The sequence below is a fragment of the Streptomyces sp. NBC_00376 genome (assembly GCF_036077095.1).
Lineage (GTDB): Bacteria > Actinomycetota > Actinomycetes > Streptomycetales > Streptomycetaceae > Streptomyces.
Window position 1 is genome coordinate 4,804,878 of record NZ_CP107960.1, and the last position, 21,007, is coordinate 4,825,884.

18 protein-coding genes are annotated in these 21,007 nt (G+C 71.7%); 8 read left to right on the plus strand and 10 right to left on the minus strand.

The genetic code is table 11. From position 1 onward, the window contains the following. Positions 1-20: 20 nt before the first annotated feature. From OG842_RS21735 to OG842_RS21755, 5 genes are all read right to left on the minus strand, one after another. Entirely contained in the window at positions 21-1,079 is a 1,059-nt protein-coding gene (locus OG842_RS21735) for a type III polyketide synthase (RefSeq protein WP_266731840.1), read from the minus strand. Between the two features lie 532 nt (positions 1,080-1,611). Next, the gene (locus OG842_RS21740) at positions 1,612-2,817 is read right to left on the minus strand and encodes a cytochrome P450 (RefSeq protein ID WP_266731842.1); all 1,206 of its coding nucleotides are present in this window, start codon (positions 2,815-2,817) and stop codon (positions 1,612-1,614) included. A 209-nt stretch (positions 2,818-3,026) separates the two neighbouring features. Next, positions 3,027-4,031, minus strand: a complete 1,005-nt coding sequence (locus OG842_RS21745; protein WP_266731844.1) for a DUF1259 domain-containing protein — start codon at positions 4,029-4,031, stop codon at positions 3,027-3,029. Between the two features lie 206 nt (positions 4,032-4,237). After that, positions 4,238-6,394 carry an ABC transporter permease gene (locus OG842_RS21750; protein ID WP_266731846.1) on the minus strand — a complete coding sequence of 719 codons (2,157 nt, stop codon included), beginning with the start codon at positions 6,392-6,394 and terminating at the stop codon, positions 4,238-4,240. Further along, positions 6,388-7,197, minus strand: coding sequence for an ABC transporter ATP-binding protein (locus OG842_RS21755; protein ID WP_266731847.1), 810 nt, complete (start codon positions 7,195-7,197; stop codon positions 6,388-6,390). The genes OG842_RS21750 and OG842_RS21755 overlap by 7 nt, the downstream gene beginning before the upstream one ends. Before the next feature lie 105 nt (positions 7,198-7,302). On the opposite strand from OG842_RS21755, the gene OG842_RS21760 reads away from it, so the two are divergent. Together OG842_RS21760 and OG842_RS21765 are read left to right on the plus strand one after the other, a co-directional pair. Continuing rightward, entirely contained in the window at positions 7,303-8,493 is a 1,191-nt protein-coding gene (locus OG842_RS21760; RefSeq protein ID WP_266731848.1) for a DUF2786 domain-containing protein, read from the plus strand. A 137-nt stretch (positions 8,494-8,630) separates the two neighbouring features. Further along, positions 8,631-10,796, plus strand: coding sequence for an FUSC family protein (locus OG842_RS21765; protein ID WP_266731849.1), 2,166 nt, complete (start codon positions 8,631-8,633; stop codon positions 10,794-10,796). Between the two features lie 16 nt (positions 10,797-10,812). On the opposite strand, the gene OG842_RS21770 is transcribed toward OG842_RS21765, so the two are convergent. Continuing rightward, positions 10,813-11,301 (minus strand): hypothetical protein, encoded by a 489-nt coding sequence (locus OG842_RS21770; RefSeq protein WP_266731850.1) that lies wholly within the window; start codon positions 11,299-11,301, stop codon positions 10,813-10,815. Positions 11,302-11,566: 265 nt separating this feature from the next. On the opposite strand from OG842_RS21770, the gene OG842_RS21775 reads away from it, so the two are divergent. Further along, positions 11,567-11,809, plus strand: a complete 243-nt coding sequence (locus tag OG842_RS21775; RefSeq protein ID WP_037690973.1) for a DUF397 domain-containing protein — start codon at positions 11,567-11,569, stop codon at positions 11,807-11,809. Positions 11,810-12,067: 258 nt separating this feature from the next. Here the strand turns inward: OG842_RS21775 and OG842_RS21780 are convergent, their stop codons facing one another. Further along, the gene (locus tag OG842_RS21780) at positions 12,068-12,565 is read right to left on the minus strand and encodes an ATP-binding protein (RefSeq protein ID WP_266731853.1); all 498 of its coding nucleotides are present in this window, start codon (positions 12,563-12,565) and stop codon (positions 12,068-12,070) included. A gap of 327 nt (positions 12,566-12,892) precedes the next feature. On the opposite strand from OG842_RS21780, the gene OG842_RS21785 reads away from it, so the two are divergent. From OG842_RS21785 to OG842_RS21800, 4 genes are all read left to right on the plus strand, one after another. After that, a complete protein-coding gene (locus tag OG842_RS21785; RefSeq protein ID WP_266731855.1) occupies positions 12,893-13,774 on the plus strand; it encodes a helix-turn-helix domain-containing protein in 882 nt (293 codons plus the stop codon). 55 nt (positions 13,775-13,829) lie between these two features. Then, complete coding sequence (locus tag OG842_RS21790) at positions 13,830-15,287, plus strand: aldehyde dehydrogenase family protein (protein ID WP_266731857.1); 1,458 nt, start codon at positions 13,830-13,832, stop codon at positions 15,285-15,287. 91 nt (positions 15,288-15,378) lie between these two features. Further along, the gene (locus tag OG842_RS21795; protein ID WP_266731858.1) at positions 15,379-15,930 is read left to right on the plus strand and encodes a DinB family protein; all 552 of its coding nucleotides are present in this window, start codon (positions 15,379-15,381) and stop codon (positions 15,928-15,930) included. 18 nt (positions 15,931-15,948) lie between these two features. Continuing rightward, positions 15,949-16,569, plus strand: a complete 621-nt coding sequence (locus tag OG842_RS21800) for a PadR family transcriptional regulator (RefSeq protein ID WP_266731859.1) — start codon at positions 15,949-15,951, stop codon at positions 16,567-16,569. A gap of 24 nt (positions 16,570-16,593) precedes the next feature. Here OG842_RS21800 and OG842_RS21805 read toward each other — a convergent pair whose 3' ends face one another. From OG842_RS21805 to OG842_RS21815, 3 genes are all read right to left on the minus strand, one after another. Further along, complete coding sequence (locus OG842_RS21805) at positions 16,594-18,018, minus strand: glutamate decarboxylase (protein ID WP_266731861.1); 1,425 nt, start codon at positions 18,016-18,018, stop codon at positions 16,594-16,596. A gap of 12 nt (positions 18,019-18,030) precedes the next feature. Further along, a complete protein-coding gene (wrbA, locus tag OG842_RS21810; protein ID WP_266731862.1) occupies positions 18,031-18,654 on the minus strand; it encodes an NAD(P)H:quinone oxidoreductase in 624 nt (207 codons plus the stop codon). Positions 18,655-18,807: 153 nt separating this feature from the next. Further along, positions 18,808-20,094 (minus strand): ion channel protein, encoded by a 1,287-nt coding sequence (locus tag OG842_RS21815; protein ID WP_266731863.1) that lies wholly within the window; start codon positions 20,092-20,094, stop codon positions 18,808-18,810. Positions 20,095-20,230: 136 nt separating this feature from the next. Between OG842_RS21815 and OG842_RS21820 the strand changes: the two genes are divergently transcribed. Beyond that, positions 20,231-20,989: a MerR family transcriptional regulator gene (locus OG842_RS21820; protein WP_266731864.1), complete on the plus strand. Its 759-nt coding sequence runs from the start codon at positions 20,231-20,233 to the stop codon at positions 20,987-20,989. Positions 20,990-21,007 lie beyond the last annotated feature (18 nt).

The window sequence follows — 21,007 nt, forward strand, 5'->3', positions numbered from 1 at the left end:
GACCGGGGGAGCGGCGGGCGTCAGGACTCGGACTCGCTGGTCCAGGTGCCCAGCGAGATCTCGGCGGTGATACCGGGGCCGAAGCCGGCCATCAGGCCGCGCTGCCCGTCGAGGGTCGATGCCTCGTCGAACATGCGGCCGAGGGCGTCGAGCACCACGGCGCTGGCTATGTTGCCGTACTCGGTGAGCGTGGCGCGGCTGAAGCGGAACGCCTCGGGCGGCACGTCCAGGAAGTGGCTCAGGTCGTCCAGGATGCGCGGGCCGCCCGCGTGGATGATGTAGAAGTCCATCTTGCCCGCGTTCCACTGGTGCTCCTCGGCGACCGCCTCCAGGGCCGGTGCGAGGGGTTCCATGGTTCCGGGGACCCGCTTGTCGAGCTGGAAGTGGAACCCGGTGGACCGGACCGCGTAGGAGATCCAGTCCTCGGTTGCCGGGATGACGAACGAGCCGTTGCGCTCCAGACGGACTCCGGTGCCCCCGCTGCCGCGGAGCACGACGGCGGCTATGCCGTCGCCGAACAGCCCGTTGGACAGCAGCGATCCCACGCCCAGGTCGGTGGGCTGGTAGCAGAGCGAGCAGAACTCGCAGGCCACGATCAGCACATTGGCGTCGGGGTACGCCGTGCAGAAGTCATGGGCCCGGTTGACCGCCGCGCCGCCCGCGGCGCAGCCGAGCTGGGCGATCGGCAGCTGCCGGGTCTCCGGCCGGAAGCCCAGCTCGCCGATGAGCCACGCGGTCGGCGGCGGCATCATGAAGCCGGTGCAGGAGACGTAGACGATCAAGTCTATCTGCTGCGGCTCCAGTTCGGCCTGGTCGAGCGCCTGGCGCACCACCGCCGGAACGCGGGCCTTGGTGTGTTCCTCGTAGGTGATGCTGCGGGCGTCGAAGCCCGGGTGCTGCAGCACCTTGTCGATCGGCTGGATCAGATGCCGTTTCTGCACCCCGGTGTGTTCGATCAGCCGAAGGACCAGGTCTATCTGCGGGTGGTCGCCGTGCAACCGTTGTGCCAGCTCAAGGGTTTCCTCGTTGGTGATGACGTACTCGGGAACCGCGATGGCCGGCTTGCAGAGAACCGCCATGGAACTCCTCCTAGCGGGCATGGTCCAACACGGCCGGGCCCGAAGGGTTCCGGGGCATCCCGGCCGGAGGCGGCCACCACGGTGCCGCACACGCGGCGTCGCACGGATGCGGACACGGGGTGGATTCCGGCGCCGGGCCAGATACCCCTGGAACGGGCGCGGACGGGCCGACCGTCGAAGACTGACGTTCTAGCCGTTCGTGGGCGGAAGCGGATCCGCCACGGCTTGGGTGGCCGTCGGGATCACGATACGGCAGGTGGATCGGGGCCGCACGCCGAGCGCGCCGAGGCGCCGCGCGGGCCCTGCGGAGGAGAGCGGCGCGGGCTCTGCGGAGGAGTGGGCGCGGGCCCTGCGGAGGACAGTGGCGCGCGCTCTGCGGAGGAGTGGCGCGGGCCCTGCGGGGAGTGGGCCGGGTCGTCCGCCGGAGCCCCCGGCCGCCGCCCCGGGGCGGCCCCGGACCGCCCCGGAGGCGTCCGGGTTGCCGCCGGCCGGGGGCCGACGCATCATCGATGTCGGCTGCCCGGGCGCCCGCTCACCAGGTGACGGGCAGTTCGAGGGGATAGCGCCAGATCGACGTTCTGTTCCAGCGCACCTCCTCGGCCGGAGCCGCCAGTTTCAGTGCGGGGAAGCGCTTCAGCAGCGTCCCGATGGCGATCTGGAGCTCGGTGGCCGCGAGCGGGGCACCGAGGCAGTGGTGCCCGCCCCACCCGAAGGTCATGTGGGACGGCCCCTCGCGCTCCAGGTCCAGCTCGTCGGGGCGGTCGAACTTCCGGCCGTCGCGGTTGGCCGTCAGATAGGAGACGTGCACGATGTCCCCTTCCCGGATCCGTACGCCGCTCAGCTCCACGTCCTCCAGGGCGACCCGGGGGATGCCGACGCCCTTGCGGAAGGGGATGAAGCGCAGCAGCTCCTCGATGGCCTGCGGGAGCATCTCGGGGCGGTCGCGCACCATGGCGAGCTCGGCGGGCCTGGTGAGCAGCGTGTAGGCGATGTTCCCGATCTCGTACGTGGTGGTGTCCTGGCCGGTGATCAGCAGGACCATGGCCATGACGGCCAGTTCCTGGTCGTCGAGGAGCTCGTCCCCGTCGCGGGCGGTGGCCAGCGCGCTGATCAGGTCGTCGCCCGGGTTGGCGCGCCGTTCGGCGGTCAGCTCCTCGAAATAGGCGCGGAGCTCGGCCTTGGACCGGATCGCCGCTTCCTTGTTGTCGACGGTGGTGTCCATCATGGTCCGGGCGTGGGCGCGCAGTTGTGCCTGGTCGGCGTCCGGGATGTCGAGGACCTCGCAGATGGTGGTCAGGGGCAGCGGCGCGGCCAGATGCTCGAACAGGTCGGCCGGGGCGCCGTGTTCCTCCATGCGGTCCAGCAGCTCGTCGACCACATGCTGTGTGCGGACCCGCATGCGCTCCAGGTGACGGGGGGCGAAGCCCTTGGAGATCAGGCTGCGCAGGCGGCTGCTGCCCGGCGGGTCCATGACGTTGATCGCCTCGTCCTGGACGATCGGCTCGGGGGTCATGCGCGGGAAGTTCCGGCCGATGATGGCGCTGCGGCTGAAGCGCCGGTCGGTGGTCACCGTACGCACGTCGTCGTAGCCGGTGACGAGCCACGCATCGCCGTCGCCGTGCGGGAGACGGATGCGGGAGACGGGCTCTTCGGTCATCAAGTGCCTGAGCACCGGGTCGAATTCGAGGGCCTCGGCGTAGTCGAACGGGCAGTGCCGTGCGCCGGCTACTGGTTCCATGCGGAGCTCCAGACGGGGATCTGACGGGTGGTCCACGCGATCGCGGGCTTGGACGGGACATGGGTGCCCGGTCGTCCGCCGGGCCACGCGCCGCTCCGGCCCGATTGGTCCATATGAAGAACGGATCGGACGGCGCCGGTCGCTGGACCGGCGCAATCCGGTCCGGCGACCGGCGGAAGGGCGGTGGCCGGTGGGTGCGCGGCCGGGGGTCAGCCGCCCGGTACGACGTCGGTGGCGTCCACCGCGGGGCGCAGCGCGCGGGCGAGCGCGACACCGTCGCCCACCGCCCAGAAGTGGGTGAAGAACAGGCGGGGGTGCTCCGACAGATGGTGGTTGTGCAGTTCGACGAGCTTGATCCCGCCGCGCCGCAGCGCCTTCAGCACGTGCGGGACCTCGTCGGCGCGCATGGCGCAGTCGCCGCTGAGCGCGGCCCGGCCGCCGCCCAGCGGCTGGAAGTTGAACGCGCTGGTCGACCCCAGGCCGGGCGGCAGGATCAGATGGCCGTCCGTGATGGTCTCGCGGCGGACGAAGAGGACCTTGTAGAGCCCGTCCTCGGTGGACCCCTTGGCGCCCAGCGCCGCCTCCATCCCGGCGATGTCCAGGTCGACCGGGGCCGGCGGCTGCGGCCGCTCCGGGGGCGGGGTGCCGGTGCGGTCGAATCCGGCGCGCAGCCCGCGGGCCAGGGCCACCGCGTCGTGGCCGTGTCCGTGGACATGGGTCCACCAGAGGTCGGGGGTCTGGGCGAGCAGGTGCTTGTGGAGCGCGGTCTGCTCGATCCCGTTCGCCTGCCACGCGTCGGTCACGTGCTGGAGCTCGTCCTCGGTGACCACCACGTCGCCCATGACCATCGTGGAGCCGTCGGCGTAGCGGACGAAGGCCACGTGGGTGCCCAGTGCCAGTCCCGGTGTGACGACGACGCCGTCGGAGACCACCAGGAGATCCCGCCGGGGGAAGCCCGTGTGGTACGTCGTGTCGCGCAGCATGTTGCCGCTCCGGCCCAGTGCCTTCGCCACGTCCTCCCAGTCGTCCAGGGCGGTCGGTACCGGCCTGATCCGCCTTCCGTGCCCCGGCCCGGTCATTCCGGCGGGCAGGGCGCGGGCCACGCCGGGGCTCGCCGCGGTCAGTACCGGCGCGAGCGCGGCGGCTGCCAGCAGGCGCCGCCGTGACGTGATGGCCCGTGGGTCCAGGCCCTGCCGTCGGTCTCCGGTCATCATCCGATCGCCTCCATCGGTCGCTTTCATGGCGAGATGAAAGCATGCGAAATCATGACGAAAGGATGAAAGCGGATACATCGTCAGCGGGTGGGGCTGGATGGACTAAACGCGGTGTCCGGCCGGGCCCGGTGGGGGCGGCCGGACAGCACGAGCGCACCGCGCCTCGGCCCGTCCCCGGCGAGCGTCGCCGCACCGCCCCCACCGCCTCAGCCCGTCCTCGTCGAGCGTCGCCGCACCGCCCCCGGCAGCAGCGCCGCCCCCACCGCGACCAGCGCGCACGCCCCCGCCGCCCCGCCCATCAGCGCCCACGGCACCGACACCACGACCGGCGCCGACACCGAGGCCAGCGCGGCGGCCAGGCCCGCCAGGTGCACCCCGGCCACGGCCAGGCCGAGCAGCGCCCCGAGCCCGACCGCGAACACGGTCTCCCCGGCCACCACCGCGAGGACCCGCGGCCGGGTGGCGCCGGCCAGCCGGAGCGCGTCCAGCTCCGAGGACCGTACGGACCCCGCCATCAGCATGGTGTTGGCCAGCGCGATCAGGGTGTAGACCAGCGCGATCCCCAGGATCACGACCAGACCGGTCCGGGTCTGCGGACCGGCGCCCGGGTACGTCGCCTCCAGCCACTGCTCCGTGGGCCGCACCGTGCCGCCGGTCCCGCGCAACCGCGCCTCGACGAGAGCCCGGTCGGCGCCCGGCGAGAGACGTACCTCGATCCGGTCCACGGCCGCCGCCGGGGCGTTCGCCCTGGTCACATAGGCGCCGTTGTTCCCCGTGCCGAGGGCCAGCACCGCCGCGATCCGCAAGGAGGCGGGACGCCCGTCGCCGAGCCACACCCGTACCGTCGAGCCCACCGTGTGCTGGGCCCACTCCTCGTTCACCACGATCGAGCCGTCGTCCAGGTCCGCGACGTCGCCCGCCACCACCGGCAGCCGCCCGACCCGGGCCAGCGCCTTCGCGTCGTCCACCGCGCGGGCCTCGGAGGCGACGAGGGCGGTGCCCTCCTCGCGTACGTAGACGGCGGTCGGGGCGGAGGCGGACAGCGTGGCGCCGGGCACCGGACGGGGCCTCAACTCCTCGCCCGTCACGACCAGATCGGCCCCGGTGCGCTCGCGCGCCTCCGCCGCCTTCGCCGCCGGACCCGTCATCGCGGAGCCGGCCACCGCACCCGCCAGCGCCACGGTGATCAGCACCGGAGCGGCCACCGCCGCCGTACGCCGAAGTGCCGCCGAGGTGTTCGCGTTCACCAGCATCCCGGTCGCCCCCGGCAGCCGGACCAGCCGGGCCAACGGGCGTACGAGCAGCGGCGAGAGCAGGGCGACGGCCGTGATCAGGACCATCGGCTGCGTGATGTACGTCTTCCGCTTCAGCATCGCGGACGGGTCGGTGGCAAGGGTCCGCGTCATCAGGAACGCGGCGCCCGCGAGCAGGGCGAAGCCCAGGAACCGGCGGACCGGCGGGAGCACCCCCGTATCGACATCGGCCTCGCGCAGCGCCTCGGCGGGGCCGGTCCGGCCCGCCCGCCGCGAGGCGGCCCAGACCCCGGCGAGGGACACCGCCTGCCCGGTCCAGAAGGCGGCGTGCAGCGGCCAGGCGGCCGGACGGATGACGAACCAGGGCGGCGCCATCCCCTCGTCGACGAGCAGCCCGGCGAGCAGCGGCGCGCCCAGACCGCCCAGCACACACCCGGCGGCGGAGGCCAGGGAGCCGACCACGGCGGCCTCCGTCAGCAGCAGCCGCCGCAGCTGGGCCGGCGTGGCGCCCGCCGTGCGCAGCAGCCCGAACTCGCGCCGGCGCAGCGCCACCGCGAAGGCGAACGTCGACGCGACGACGAACACCGAGACGAAGGCGGTGAGGCCGCCCGCGGTGCCGAGCAGCACGTTCGCGGTCAGCAGCCCCTCGGCGTCCCGCTCGGTGGCCGGGTCGGCCCGGCGGCGGTCGTCCCCGGTGAGGACCAGGGCGCGGTCGCCGACCACCCGGCGCACCTCGGCGACGGGAGCGTCCACCCCCACGGCGTCGGGTTCGTGCCGGTCGCGTACGGCGTCCTTCCCGTCGTCCCGGGTCACCGGGCCGAGCGCCCGGAGCTCGCGCAGGAGTTCGGTATCCACAGGGTGTGGATGGGCGAGCTTCCGGCTCGCCCCGGCCGTGGACGGCCCGCGCCGCACCGGCACGGTCAGGGTGTCGTTGCCCATCACCACCACCGGCGAGGCGAAGCGCTGAGGTGCCCGGTCCGGGGCGCCGACGGTCGAGGCGAGACCGAGACCCATGGCCGCGATCAGCCCCACGCCCAGCGCGAGCGCGACGAAGGTGCCGGTCAGCGCGGTCCAGCGGGTGCGCAGGGAGGCCAGGGCGACGGTCAGCACGACGCCTCCCGGACGTGAGCCGCGACGGCCCCTCCACCGGCGGTGCGGCGCCCCGCAGCCATCCAGGCCGCGATCCGCCCGGCGTCGAGTCCGGTCAGATCGTCCGCCACCCGTCCGTCGACCAGGAAGACCACCCGGTCCGCGTACGCCGCGGCCACCGGGTCATGGGTGACCATCACGATCGTCTGCCCCTCCAGGTCCACCAGTTCCCGCAGCATCCCCATCACCTCCTGGCTCGTCGCGGTGTCCAGCGCGCCGGTCGGCTCGTCGCCGAAGAGCACCGCGGGCCGGGTGATCAGGGCCCGTGCCAGGGCCACCCGCTGCTGCTGCCCGCCGGACAGCTCGGCGGGCCGGTGCCCCGCCCGGTCCGCGAGACCGACCCGGGCCAGGGCGTCCCGTACCTCGGTACGGGACGGGCGGCGGCCCGCGAGCCGCAGCGGCAGCGCGACGTTCTGGGCGGCGGTCAGCGAGGGGATCAGGTTGAACGCCTGGAAGACGAAGCCGATCCGGTCCCGGCGCAGCAGCGTCAGCCGGCGCTCGCTCAGCCCGGTCAGCTCCACCCCGCCCACCTCGACGGTGCCGGACGTCGGCCGGTCGAGCCCGGCCGCGCAGTGCAGCAGCGTGGACTTGCCGGAACCGGACGGGCCCATGACGGCGGTGAAGGTGCCGGTGCGGACGGTGAGGTCGATGGAGCCGAGGGCCTCGACCTCACCGTAGGCGCGGCGCACGGAGCGGAGCCGTACCGCGTCGGCGGCGCTCGCACCCGTCCTCGCGGGGGCGGCGGTTGCTCGGGAGGAAGTCATACGCCGATCGAACCGTTTCCGCGCCCCGCGATCACGACCACCAGAGCCCGTCCACGGGGTAGGGCCAGCCATACCCCGCCGCACCGCCCTGCCTACCCTGACCTCATGGAACCGGTGACCGACCAGGCATTCGCGGCAGCCCTCTACTCGGACGGCGACGCCGGTCTCGACGCCGGCGCCTCCCTCCTCGCCGCCGATCCGACGGCCGACGCGGAACTGTTCCGGCGCGGCGAGGAGTTCGTCCGCCGGGCCTGGGAGCGCGGCTGGCAGCCCGCCGATGTCGTACGCCTGGTCCGCCGCGACCTCGACGAGACGGCGGCCTGCCTCGCCGCCGGGCTGATCGTCTCGGAGACCGCGCGGTACGAGCGGCTGCCGCCGCGCTGGCGTGCCCAGCTCGACGGGCTCCCGGACGCCCCGCCCCGTAACCGTCCGGACCGCTTCTCCTACGCGTCCGCCGTCCTCGGCCTGTACCGGCTGCTGCTGCGGCTCCCCGCGATCGAACCGGTCGGGCCCCCACCCGGCACCGCCCCGCACGGGCTCCACCTGCCGCCGGCGCACGACGAACCCCGGATGCTGACCCGGATACGCGCCCTGCTCGCCAAGGCGGAGGCGACCGGCTTTCCCGAGGAGGCGGAGGCCCTCACCACCAAGGCGCAGGAGCTGATGGCCCGCCACTCCATCGACGAGGCCCTGCTCGCCGCCCGTACGCACAGCAAGGAGGCGCCTGGGGCGTGCCGGATCGGGGTCGACGCGCCGTACGAGACGGCGAAGGCGATCCTGCTCGACGCGGTCGCCGCCGCGAATCGCTGCCGTGCGGTGTGGAACAGCGACCTCGGCTTCTCCACGGTGGTCGGCTTCGAACCGGACCTGGACGCCGTGGAACTGCTGTACACCTCGCTACTGGTCCAGGGCACGGTGGCGATGACGAAGGCGGAGGCGGGCCAGCGGGCCGGGGGGCGCAAGCGGACCAAGACGTTCCGGCAGTCCTTCCTGATGGCGTACGCCCAGCGGCTGGGCAGCAGGCTCGCCTCCGACACCGCCCGGGTCACCGCCGCCGCCGAGGCCGGGACCGGGGCCGGACCGGCGGAGGCCGGCGACCCGGATCTCCTCCCGGTCCTCGCCGCCCGCGACATGGCCGTCACGGACACCGCCGAGCGGATGTTCCCCGAGACCACGACCACCCGGGTCCGGGGCGCCACCGACCTGGACGGATGGACCCATGGCACGGCCGCGGCGGACCGGGCACGGATGGGCGGCAACGGCCCGGAGCTCCGTGGTGGACGCGGGAGGCGGTAGGCGGCGCCGCCCCGACGAACGTCGGCAGAGGGGCAGGCAGTGCCGCCCCGGCGATCGCAGGCGGAGGCAGGGACCGCCCCCACGATCAGATTCCGGGGCAACTCGGGCTAAACGCTAATTCCGGTTAGGCTCTGGGCATGAGCTGGCTCCGGGCGCTGAAGGAGACCGCCCGCTCGGGGCTGTCGATCGAGCGGCGGCGTCTCGAACCGCTCATCGCGATCCGGGGCGCGGCCGGTCTCGCCCTCGTCATCGGGATCAGCCTCGCGTTCTTCGGGCCGGTCGTCGCCGCGAGCTCCGCGTTCGGCGCGTTCCAGGCGGCCATCGCCACCTTCCAGCGCAGCTGGCGTCCCCGGCCCGTCCTCGCCCTGGTCTCCGGGGCGAGCCTCGCCGTGTCGACGTTCCTCGGCTATCTCACCGGCTCCCGGCTCGTGCTGTTCCTCGCCCTGCTGGTGCTCTGGACCTTCGTCGCGGGCCTGGCCTGGGCGGCGGGCCCGACCGCCGGCATCATCGCGGCGTCGAACGTGGCGATCATGCTGGTCACGGTCACCCTGCCCACCTCCGTCGCCAACTCGGCCGTGCATGCCGTGATGATCCTGTTCGGCGGGATCGTGCAGGCGGCGCTGATCGTCCTGTTCCCGGTACGCAGATGGGGCGCCCAGCGCGACGCCCTCGCCGACGCGCTGGCCGCCGAGGCCGACTACGCCCGCCGGCTGCGCCACGACCCGCTCGCCCCGTTCGACCCGGTGCCGTTGATGACGGCCCGCAAGGCGGCCGCGGTCACCCCGCGCCAGGCCCGCCGCCGGCCGCCCGAGCTGCGGGGCTCCCGAGGGGTCGCCGAACGGATCAGGCCGGTGCTCGCCTCGCTCGCCGACCCGTCCCTGGGGGTGCCGTCCGAGGGACCGGAACGGGAGCGCGTCCGCGAGCTGCTCGCCGCCGCCGGATCGGTGCTCGACTCGGCGGCCCGCGCGATCCGCCACGGCAACCCGGTCGAGCTCGCCCCGTCCGCCGTCGCCGCGCTGAAGACCCCGGACACCGGAACGCTCCTCACCGGCCCACCGCTCCGCGCCGCCGACCGGCTCGGCGCACTGCTCTCCGACGTCATCGAAACAGCCGAGGGCGAGGGCACGAAGGAGCAGGAAGCCAAGGCCGAGGCGGCCGCCGAGGCCATCGAGGCACCCGCGGACGGGACCCCCGCCGCCCCGCACCGCCGCCGCCCCACCCTGCTCCGGCTGGTCCCCGTCGTGCTGGCGGCGATGCGCGCGGAGCTGCGCCCGGGTTCACCGATCCTGAGGCACGCCGTCCGGGTCTCCGTCGTCGCGGCCGGCGGCTATCTCATCGGCACCGTGCTGCCGTTCGGCCACGGCTACTGGGCGCCGATGGCCGCCGTCATGGTCATGCGGCCGGAGTTCTCCCAGACGTACGCGCGGTCCGTGGCCCGGTTCGGCGGCACGATCGTCGGCGTCTCGCTCGCCACCGCGATCGTGCAGACCGCCCACCCCGGGGTGACCACGGCCGCGGCGCTCTCCGTGCTCTGCGCCCTGCTGATGTACCTGCTGATGGGCACGGGGTATGTGGTCGGCCAGGCCTGCGTCTCGGCGTACGTCGTCTTCCTGCTCGGCATGGCGGGCGACAACTGGTCGCAGACCGTGCTCGAACGCGTCGTCCTCACCCTCGCGGGCGGCCTCCTCGCGATGGCCTCGTACGCCCTCTACCCGGCCTGGGAGACCCCGCGGCTCCGCGGCAGGCTCGGTGACTGGCTGAAGGCGGACGGGCGGTACGCGGCCTCGGTCGTCGACCAGTACGCCGAACCGGCCGAGCGCGGCCACGACGACGTGCGATCCGCACTGCTCGACACCCGTGAGGCCCGGGTCGCCTGGCAGGAGGCGCTGGCCGCCGCCCAGCACGAACCGGTGCGCAACCGCGGCCTCTCGCGCTCCGCCGCCGACGACACCCAGCACGCGCTCGCCCAGCTGGGCCGGGCCGCGATGCTGCTGGAGGCCCACCTCCCGGGTGGCGGAGCCGCCCCCGTACCGGACGCGGCACACCTGGCTGAGGCGCTGCGCCAGGCCACCGAACAGGGGGCGAAGGCGGTGCGGGAGCGGCGGGTGCCGGACTGGTCCGAGGTACGCGAGGCGCTGGCGGAGTGGGACGCGCGGCAGCGCACGGACGAGGGCGAGGCGGACCCCTTCGTGCGGGAAGGGGCTCACCTGCTCCTCGAAGCCCTGGAGGATTTCTCCCGGGGGCTGGACGGAAGGTCCGAATCCGGGACGAAGCAGAAATCGCCTGGAGGCAAGGCGGATTGAGGCCGGGCGGCGGCCGTCAGGGGGCAGTGGTCGGCAGGTCGGCCAGGTCCGGCAGGCCGGACGGCAGGGCACCCGGGTCGGTCTTGGCCAGAGTGTCCTTGACCCCGCTGTCCCAGGAAACCACGACGGTCTTGCCGTCGTTGGAGTCGACGGACCCCGAGGTGCGGTCGTCGCCGCTGTCGACGCACTTCAGCGTGAGCGTCACCTTGCCCGCGCCCTGCGCGGTGCCCGTGCAGGCATGCTGTTCGGTGACGAGCACGGCCTTCCCCGACGCCACCGACAGGACGACCGCCTTGCCGTCGGTCTTTCCGGCCCAACCGCCTTCCAGCGCAGCGGCGTCGGTCCCGGACCCGCTGGTTTCGTCGGCCTGGCGGCCGGGCTGGTCCGAGGCGGTGGAGCCGCCCCGTTCGTCGCTCTTTTCGCTGTCGCTGCTGCAGCTGGTCAGTGCCGCGGTGCAGAGGATTCCGGCGGCGATCGCCGCGCCGGTCCGTACGGCTCCGTGCATCTGTAATTCCCCCTTGTTGACGAAAGACCGAGCCAAGTTATCAGCGCGTTCCGCCGAGATGGAGAGATCGACCGGGGGTAGACGCAGCCGAAACGGCGTTCCGTGCGTCTGTCCATACGGAGCAAGGATCGGAGTAAAGCTGTAATCGCGAGAACACCCCGCGTGCACGTGCATCGGCACATGCATCTGCGCATGCAGCAATATTTGAACAGAGCTATGATCCGAGACAGTTGACACTTGCACCTTGCAACTCGGGGAGCGTCCTGTGCACCACGTGTACAACGGCATGGCGGCCACAGAGCTTCGCGGAGTCGTCTGGCAGAAGAGCAGACACAGCAACTCCCAGGGTTCCTGCGTGGAGTTCGCGAAACTGCCCGACGGAGATGTGGCGATGCGGAATTCGCGCCACCCCGACGGGCCGGCGCTGGTCTATACGCCGGCCGAGATAGAGGCACTGCTGCTCGGGGTGAAGGACGGGGAGTTCGACCACCTCATAGCGGGCGGCTGACCGCCTCACAGTGGGTGGGTGACCACTTCACGGACGGTGGCCGACCACTTCGCAGAGCGCGGCTGACCACCTCGCAACGGGTGGCCGACCGCCTCGCAGCAGGCGACTGGCCGCCTCGTGGCAGGCGGCAGACCACCTCGCAACGGGTGGCCGACCGCCTAGCAGCAGGCGACTGGCCGCCTCGTGGCAGGCGGCAGACCACTTCCCGCGGGCCGGTGTCCGGCCCGGACCGCCGGCCGCTCGTCGCGGCCGGGCGGGTCACATGCCGTCGGAGAGCCGGAACAGCGCCCAGACCACCTTGCCGCGCGATGCCGCCGGGGTGTTCGGACTCTCCGCCTCCGGGGCGGGGTGCCAGCCCCATGAGTCGCTGAAGGACTCCACGAGGAAGAGACCGCGGCCGGATTCCGCGCAGTCCGGTGCCTCGGAGGCGACCGGGCTCTCCCGGCTGGGATCGCGCACCGCGCACACCAGCCGTGAGCTCCAGCGCATCAAGTGCAGCCGTACCGGCGGGTCCTGGGGCTCCGGAGCGGAGATGTCCGAGGGCAGGGCGTGGCGCAGGGCGTTGGTGACGAGTTCGGAGACCACCAGCGCGACGTCGTCGAAACGCTCGGCCATTCCCCATCCGTTCAGCGTCGTCCGGGTGAACCGCCTTGCCCCGCCCACGGCTTCGTAGCGGGCGGGCAGTGTGCAGGTGGCCGAGCCGGAGACGGCTGAGGGATCGATGGGGGGAAGCCCCTGCCGTAACGGCTCGAGCATCGTCGATCCATTCGTCCCCATGCGAGGCACTCCCGGGATTCGCGGCTGTATCAGTACTGCGGGGGGTACAGCGGCACAACACGAACGAGCACGCAGGTGCGCGAGCCCCATGGTTCCCAATGCGTTGGGCAGATGCAAGGGCAGATGCACGTGCACGCGCCTGACCTGTCCGACCCCGTGCCGGTTCTTGGTCATTTCTTCCTGCGTGTATTTTCACAGCTCTCTGGAAGGCTTCTCATTTCCGTAATCGAATGAGTACGGGCTGAAGCGTTTTGATGGCAGAATCCGGCACTTGGGGTCAGGGGGAGCCCCGATGCCAGGGAAGCGATGGGGAGGACCGGGCCAGTGGCGGCAGGCGAGTCGAGTGGATCTGTGGTGCGGCGCATCCTGCTGGGCTCGCAGCTCAGGCGGCTGCGCGACTCGCGCGGCATCACCCGTGAGGCGGCCGGCTACTCCATCCGGGCCTCCGAATCGAAGATCAGCCGCATGGAGTTGGGACGGGTGAGCTTCAAGGCCAGGGACGTCGAGGACCTGCTCACGCTCTACGGAGTCACGGACGAGGCGGAGCGGGACGCTCTGCTCGGCCTGGCCCGTGAGGCCAACGTGGCGGGCTGGTGGCACAGTTACGGAGATGTGCTGCCCGGCTGGTTCCAGACGTACATCGGACTGGAGGGAGCGGCATCCCTCATCCGGGTGTACGAAGTCCAGTTCGTCCATGGCCTGTTGCAGACCGAGGCGTACGCACACGCGGTCGTCTCCCGGGGCATGGGCGCCGCGCCCGCCGTCGAGATCGACCGCCGGGTCGCGCTGCGGCTGGAACGCCAGAAGGCCCTCGTCTCCGAACGCGCACCCCATCTCCATGCCGTACTGGACGAGGCCGCACTGCGCCGCCCCTACGGTGACCGCGAAGTGATGCGTGGGCAATTGCGGCATCTGATCGAAATGTCGGAACAGCCCAACGTCACTCTCCAGGTGATGCCCTTCAGTTTTGGCGGGCATGCCGGCGAGAGCGGTTCTTTTACGATGCTGCGATTCCCGGAATCCGATCTGTCGGACATTGTCTATTTGGAGCAGCTGACAAGTGCGCTCTATCTGGACAAGGCCGAAGAAGTCGCGCAGTACGAAAAGGCCATGGTGCGGCTCCACGAGGACAGTCCGGGCCCCGAGGAGAGCCGCGATCTGCTCCGTGGTCTACTCCAACTCACCTGATTCGTAAGTACGATGACGGTTCGACGGGAGTCTGCACCTGAATCAAGGGATCTGCATGTCCTTCTTCTACGAGCTGGCCGACCAATACATCGACGGTGAGTGGCGGACCGGAACCGGCTCGTGGGACATCATCGATTTCAACCCCTACAACGGGGAGAAACTCGCCGCGATCACCATTGCCACCGCGCAGGAGATCGACCTGGCCTACCGCGCCGCGGAGCGCGCCCAGCGGACCTGGGCCACCACCGGACCGTACGAGCGCCGCGAAATCCTGGAACGCGCACTGCGCATCACCGGCGAACTGCACGAGGAAATAGTCGACGCGATCATCGACGAACTCGGTGGCACCCGGGTCAAGGCGGAGTACGAGGTCCGGGTCGCCGAGGAATTCCTGCGCGACGCGATCCGTCAGACGCTGCGTCCGCCGGGCGCCCTGCTGCCCGCCCTGGCGGACGGCAAGGAGAACCGTCTCTACCGGCTGCCCGTCGGCGTCGTCGGCGTGATCAGCCCCTTCAACTTTCCCTTCCTGGTGGCGATGAAGTCCGTCGCACCGGCCCTCGCGCTCGGCAACGCGGTCGTCGTCAAGCCCAACCAGAACGCCCCGGTCGTCGGCGGCACGCTGATCGCGAAGATCTTCGAGGACGCCGGACTGCCCGCCGGGCTGCTGAACATCGTGATCACCGATGTCGCCGAGATCGGTGACGCGTTCATCGAGCACCCCGTGCCCAAGGTGATCTCGTTCGCGGGATCGGACCGGGTCGGCCGCCATGTCGGCGCCGTCGCGGCCGGGCACTTCAAGCGGACGATCCTCGAACTCAGCGGCAACAGCCCCCTGGTGGTGCTGGAGGACGCGGACATCGGCTGCGCGGTCGACGCCGCAGTGCACAGCCGCTTCGTCTACCAGGGGCAGGTCTGCATGGCCGCCAACAGGATCCTGGTGGACCGCCGCGTCGAGCGGGAGTTCACCGAGAGGTTCACCGCCGCGGTGGCCGCGCTGAGGACCGGTGACCCGCGCGAACCGGAGACCCGGATCGGCCCGGTCATCAACACCTTCCAGGCCGACGCCCTGACCGCCCTGGTCGACCAGGCGATCGCCGAAGGAGCCACCGCACTGGTCCGGGGCCGGACCCGTGGCAACCTCGTGGAGCCGACCGTGCTCGCCGGGCTCCCCGAAGGCTCCCCGCTGCTGTCCCAGGAGATATTCGGTCCGGTGGCGCTGCTGATGACGTTCGACGGCGAGGACGAGGCCGTACGCATCGCCAACGACACCCCGTACGGGCTGAGCGGCGCCGTGCACACCCGCAGCACCGAACGCGGGGTGCGGTTCGCGCGGCGCGTCGTCAGCGGCATGTTCCACGTCAACGGCTCGACCATCCAGGACGATCCGCTGGTGGCGTTCGGCGGCGAGAAGTCCTCCGGGCTCGGCCGGCTGAACGGCGAGGCGACCGTCGACGCCTTCACCACCCAGAAGTGGATCTCGATCCAGCACGGCCGGAGCGGGTTCCCCTTCTGAACGCCGCGAGTTGAGGACCGTGGCTGACCGCAAGGGTCCGTAGCTTGGTCGGTGTCAGGAAGAACCGGCACGGATCATCAAGGCGGACACCATGGTCACTCACGTTCCCGCAGAAGCTTCCGGCGACGAGCGCGGCATGCTCCTCTCCTTCGTCGAGGCCCAGCGCGGTGCGATCCGGCGCTCGCTGTTCGGGCTGACCGAGGAGCAGGCGGCGAGCCGCCCCAGCGCCAGCGAACTCTCCCTGTCCGGACTGCTCAAGCATGTCGCCGAGACCGAGCTGAACTGGCTGCGGATGGCCCAGCAGCAGCCGAACGAGAACGCCCGCACCCAGGACACCTGGGCGGACAGCTTCCGGCTCGTCGGCGACGAGACGGTGGAGCAGGTGCTGAAGTTCTGGGACGGCGTCGTGGCCGAGGAGGAGGAGTTCATCCGCTCGGTGCCCGACCTGAGCGACACCTTCCCGCTGCCCGAGGCGCCCTGGTTCCCGAAGGACGGGCGGGTCTCGATGCGGTGGCTGCTGGCCCACCTCGTGGAGGAGATCGCCCGGCACGCCGGGCACGCCGACATCATCCGGGAGTCCCTGGACGGCCGCACCGCGCTGGAGCTGGCCGCCGAGGCGGGGGGCTACTCTGATCAAAGTTGAGCAGAAGGGGTGCGTGAGATGTCCGCGATCCGGCTGCTGGTCCTGTGCGCCGTCCGCCAGCACGGCCGGGCGCACGGCTACCAGGTCCGCAACGACCTGGAGTACTGGGGCGCGCACGAGTGGTCGAACGCCAAACCCGGCTCGGTCTATCACGCGCTGAAGCAGATGGCGAAGCAGGGGCTGCTGCTCGCCCACGAGACCGCGCCGAGCACGGCGGGCGGCCCGCCCCGTACCGAGTACGAGATCACCGAGCGGGGCGACGAGGAGTACTTCACGCTGCTGCGAGCTGCGCTGACCTCGTACGACCAGAAGCCGGACGTGCTGTCGGCGGCCCTCGGCGGCATGGTCGACCTGGAGCGGGCCGAGGCGGTCGCGCTGCTCAAGGAGCGGGTCGCGGGCCTTGAGGCGTGGCGGGCCACGGTCACGGAGTACTACACGCCGGAGGCCGGGCCCCAGTCGATCGGCCACATCGGCGAGATCATGAACATGTGGGTCCACTCGGCGGACGCCGGGGCCGAGTGGACGCGCGGGCTGATCGCTCGTATCGAGGGCGGGGCGTACACCTTCGCGGGGGAGGGCGAGCCCTTCGTCGGGGTGCTCGCCGAAGGGCAAAAAAACCCTTACGCGACGGGGCACTGACTCCGCCCAGTGGTGGACGGCGTCTCAGTGGTGGAACGACGTAGCCATCTGCCGGTCGCGGCTCATCGGATGCGGCTGGCGGCGCAGGTCGGGAAGGACCAGCCCGAGGTCCTCCAGCAGCAGTTCGGCGAGGTCCGACGAGAAGCCGTTGCGGCACACCACCCGCAGCACCGACAGGTCCTGCCGGTTGGCGGGGAAGGTGTACGCCGGTACCCGCCAGCCCTGTTCGCGCAGCCGCCGCGACACGTCGAAGACGTCGAAGGCCTCCACGTCCGGCGCGGTCGTCAGTGCGAGCACGGGCAGCTGGTCGCCCCGGGTGAGGAGCCGGAAGTCGCCGATCTCCTCGATCCGTTTCGCGAGCCCGCAGGCCACGTCCCGGGACGCCTGCTGGACGGCCCGGTAGCCCTCTCGGCCCAGCCGCAGGAAGGTGTAGTACTGCGCCACCACCTGCGCACCCGGCCGGGAGAAGTTCAGCGCGAAGGTCGGCATGTCGCCGCCCAGGTAGTTGACCCGGAAGACCAGTTCCTCGGGCAGGTCGGCGGGCGTGCGCCACAGCACCCAGCCGACGCCCGGGTAGACCAGGCCGTACTTGTGCCCGGAGGTGTTGATGGAGGCCACCCTCGGCTGCCGGAAGTCCCACACCAGGTCCTCGTCCAGGAACGGCGCCACCATCGCCCCGGAGGCCCCGTCCACGTGGACGGGGATGTCGAGGCCGGTGCGTTCCTGGAGGGCGTCCAGCGCCGCGCACAGCTCCGCGACCGGCTCGTACGAACCGTCGAAGGTGGAGCCGAGGATGCCGACGGCGCCGATGGTGTTTTCGTCGCAGAGGTCGGCCGCGGCCTGCGGGTCGAGGTGGAAGCGGTCGCCCTCCATCGGGACCAGCCGGGGCTCGACCTCCCAGAAGTTGCAGAACTTGTCCCAGCAGACCTGCACATTGATGCCCATGACCAGGTTCGGCCGGGCGGCCGCCGGATAGCGGTCGGCGTTCCGGGCCGCCCAGCGGCGCTTCAGCGCCAGCCCGGCGAGCATGCAGGCCTCGCTGGAGCCGGTCGTCGAACAGCCCACGACCGCCGAGGGGTCGGGGGCGTTCCAGAGGTCGGCGAGCATCGCCACGCAGCGCCGCTCCAGCTCGGCCGTGCGCGGGTACTCGTCCTTGTCGATCATGTTCTTGTCGCGGCACTCGCCCATCAGCACCCCGGCCTGGGGCTCCATCCAGGTGGTGACGAAGGTGGCGAGGTTGAGCCGTGAGTTGCCGTCGAGCATCAGCTCGTCGTGGACCAGGCCGTACGCGGTCGACGGAGGCATCGGCCCGTCGGGCAGCCGGTGCCGGGGCGGCGCCGACTCCATGCCGGCGGCCGGGTCCGCCTCCCCGTAGAACGGGTTGAGGGCGAGTCTGCGGCGGGCTTCGGACGGTTCCGTCCTCTGGGACGAGCCCTTGTGGAGAGGCATCGGGGAGCCCTTTCAGCTCTCGGCGGCGAGGCCGTCCTTGATGGCCCGGGTGAACTTCACGACCCGCTCGGCCTGGACCCGGGCGGCGGTCAGGGTCTGCTCGCCGACCGGGATGTCGCCCTGGCCGGCCACGTGCGAGGTGCCGTACGGATTGCCGTCGACGTACTTCGACGGGTCCGTGTAGCCGGGGGCGACCAGGATGCCGCCGAAGTGGTGGATCGTGTTGTAGAGCGCGAGCAGCGTGGACTCCTGGCCGCCGTGGGCGGTGCTGGTGGAGGTGAAGCCGCTGTAGACCTTGTCCGCGAGGTGGCCCGCCTGCCAGTGGCCGCCGAGGGTGTCGAGGAACTGCTTGAGCTGGGCGCTCACGTTGCCGAACCGGGTCGGCGTACCGAGGACCACGGCGTCCGCCCAGATCATGTCGTCGGGCGAGACCTCGGTGACGTCGGCGGTGGCCTTCGCGTTGGCCGCCCAGGCCGGGTTGGAGTCGATGGCCGCCTGCGGGGCGAGCTCACGGGCCTTGCGCAGCCGCACCTCGGCACCGGCCTTCTCGGCGTACTGCGCGATGGCCTTGGCGATCGTGGCGACGGTTCCGGTCGACGAGTAGTAGATGACGGCGACGTTGACGGGCGTGGGCATTGCGCGAACCTCCGGCAAGCTGATGGGACGCATCCGTACGGACCCGGCAGGCAGGGGCCTTGCGGGAGGAATGCGTACGGATGCGACGATACGGAAGAGCCGGTCATTCGGCGCTTCGACCGCGCACCCTTTGTCCGTCCCGACCCCGACGGCTCACTTCAGCGGCGTACCGTCCTCGTGCAGCTGCATCTGCGGCCGCCCGGTCACCAGCAGCCAGGCGGGCAGCGAGGCGATGCACAGGATCGGCAGCACGCCCGCGTCGCCGACCAGCACCGCGGCGGTGAACAGGCTCAGCCAGCCCTGCCGGGTGATCGCCAGCAGCACCCCCAGCACCCCGCAGGTCACCGCCAGCGCCACCGGCACCGAGGTGACCAGGGCGTGTGCGCTGAGTCCCAGCGCGACGCCCACGAAGACGGCGGGGAAGATCCGCCCGCCCCGGAAGCCGCAGCTCGCCGCGATCACCAGCGCGGCCGCCTTCACCAGAGCCATGAGCGCGAACTGCCAGGCCGAGTGGCCGCCCGGGTCGGCGGCGAGCTCCTTCACCTCGTCGAGCCCCTTGAACAGGGTGAGATGGCCGCCCAGCGCACCCAGCAGACCGAGCAGCAGCCCGCCCGCGGTCAGCGCCAGGACCGGATGCCTCAGGGCCCGGAAGAGCCGGTGCGCGTGCGGGAACGCGTACACCGTCAGCATGCCGAGCACCGCCCCGGCCAGGGTGATGACGATGGAGGAGGGCAGGTCGCCCCAGTGCGGCCGGTCGTAGGACGGCAGTGCCAGGTCGAAGCTGGGGTGGGCCAGCAGCGTCATGGTGAGCGCGCCCGCGGTGCCCGCCGCGAGCGGGCCGAAGAGGCGGTCCCAGAGCGCGCCCGGCTCGGCGCGCGAGGCGAGGATCTCGGAGAGGATCAGCGCGGCGGCGACCGGGGTGCCGAAGAGCGCCCCGATGGTGCCGGCCGCGGCGAGCGAGAGCCAGAGTGCCACTGGTGTGCCGGGCATGAGGCGGCGGCCGAGCCAGCAGGCCAGCGCGATGTTGGCGGCCGTGATCGGATTCTCCGGACCGAGGCTGACCCCGCCCGCCAGGGTGAGGACCGTGACGAGCAGCAGCCCCGGCACCACGACCGGCGCCAGCGGCGGATCGACCAGCCCGGTGGTCGCCGGGTCGGGACCCGCGTGACCGGGCACCGCCCGGACGAGCAGGCCGACCGCCAGCCCGCTCGCGGTGAGCATCACGATCATCCAGAGCGCGGAGTAGCGGCCGACGGAGAGCGCGTCCGGGAGTGTCTCCCAGAGCACGCCTTGAAGCTTTTCCGCGAGCAGGCTGATGCCGAGCAGGACGAGGGCGGAGAGGACCCCGACGGCCAGCGCGGGCACGATGACGGGCAGCAGGCGCTGTACGGGGGTGGGTTCGGGGGCGGGTCCGGCGAGGGTGGAGGATTCGGTGGCCACCGGATCACCATAACGGCGTAAAAGGCACATAACCCTTCTGGGGGTGTCGGAGTGGCGGCAATTCGGGCTTGCACCTCACGTCACGTCAGGGCCCAGGCTCGGGACGTACCCGAGCGAAGAAGGGAGCGAAGGAGCCATGGATTACTCCGTGGGACAGGTCGCCGGATTCGCCGGAGTCACGGTGCGCACCCTGCACCACTACGACGGCATCGGACTGCTCTCGCCCAGCGCGCGCAGCCGGGCCGGGCACCGCCGCTACGACGACGGCGATCTCGACCGGCTCCAGCAGATCCTGTTCTACCGGGAACTCGGCTTCCCGCTCGACGAGATCGCGGTACTGCTCGACGATCCGCGGGCGGACCCGCAGGAGCATCTGCGGCGCCAGCACCGGCTGCTCTCCGACCGGATCGCCGAGCTGAGAAGGATGGCCGACGGCGTCGAAACAGCACTGGAGGCACGGAAGATGGGCATCAACCTCACGCCCGAGGAGAAGTTCGAGGTCTTCGGGGGCAAGGACCCCGAGGAGCACGCGGAGGAGGCCGAAGCCCGTTGGGGCGGCACCGCCGAATACGCCGAGTCGCAGCGCCGGGCGACCCGGTACACCAAGGACGACTGGAAGCGGATGCAGGCGGAGGTCGCCGAATGGGGCGCCGCCTACGACGCGCTGATGGAGGCCGGGGAGCCGGCCACCGGCGAGCGGGCGATGGAGCTGGCCGAGGCCCACCGGCTGCACATCGGCAAGTGGTTCTACGAGTGCTCCGCCGAGATGCACCGGGGGCTCGGTGAGATGTACGTGTCCGACGAGCGGTTCCGCGCGTTCTACGACTCGATGCGGCCGGGCCTGGCCGAGCACCTGCGGGACGCGATCGAAGCCAACGCCCGACGCCTGGAGTGACCGCCAGGGGGCGGGGAC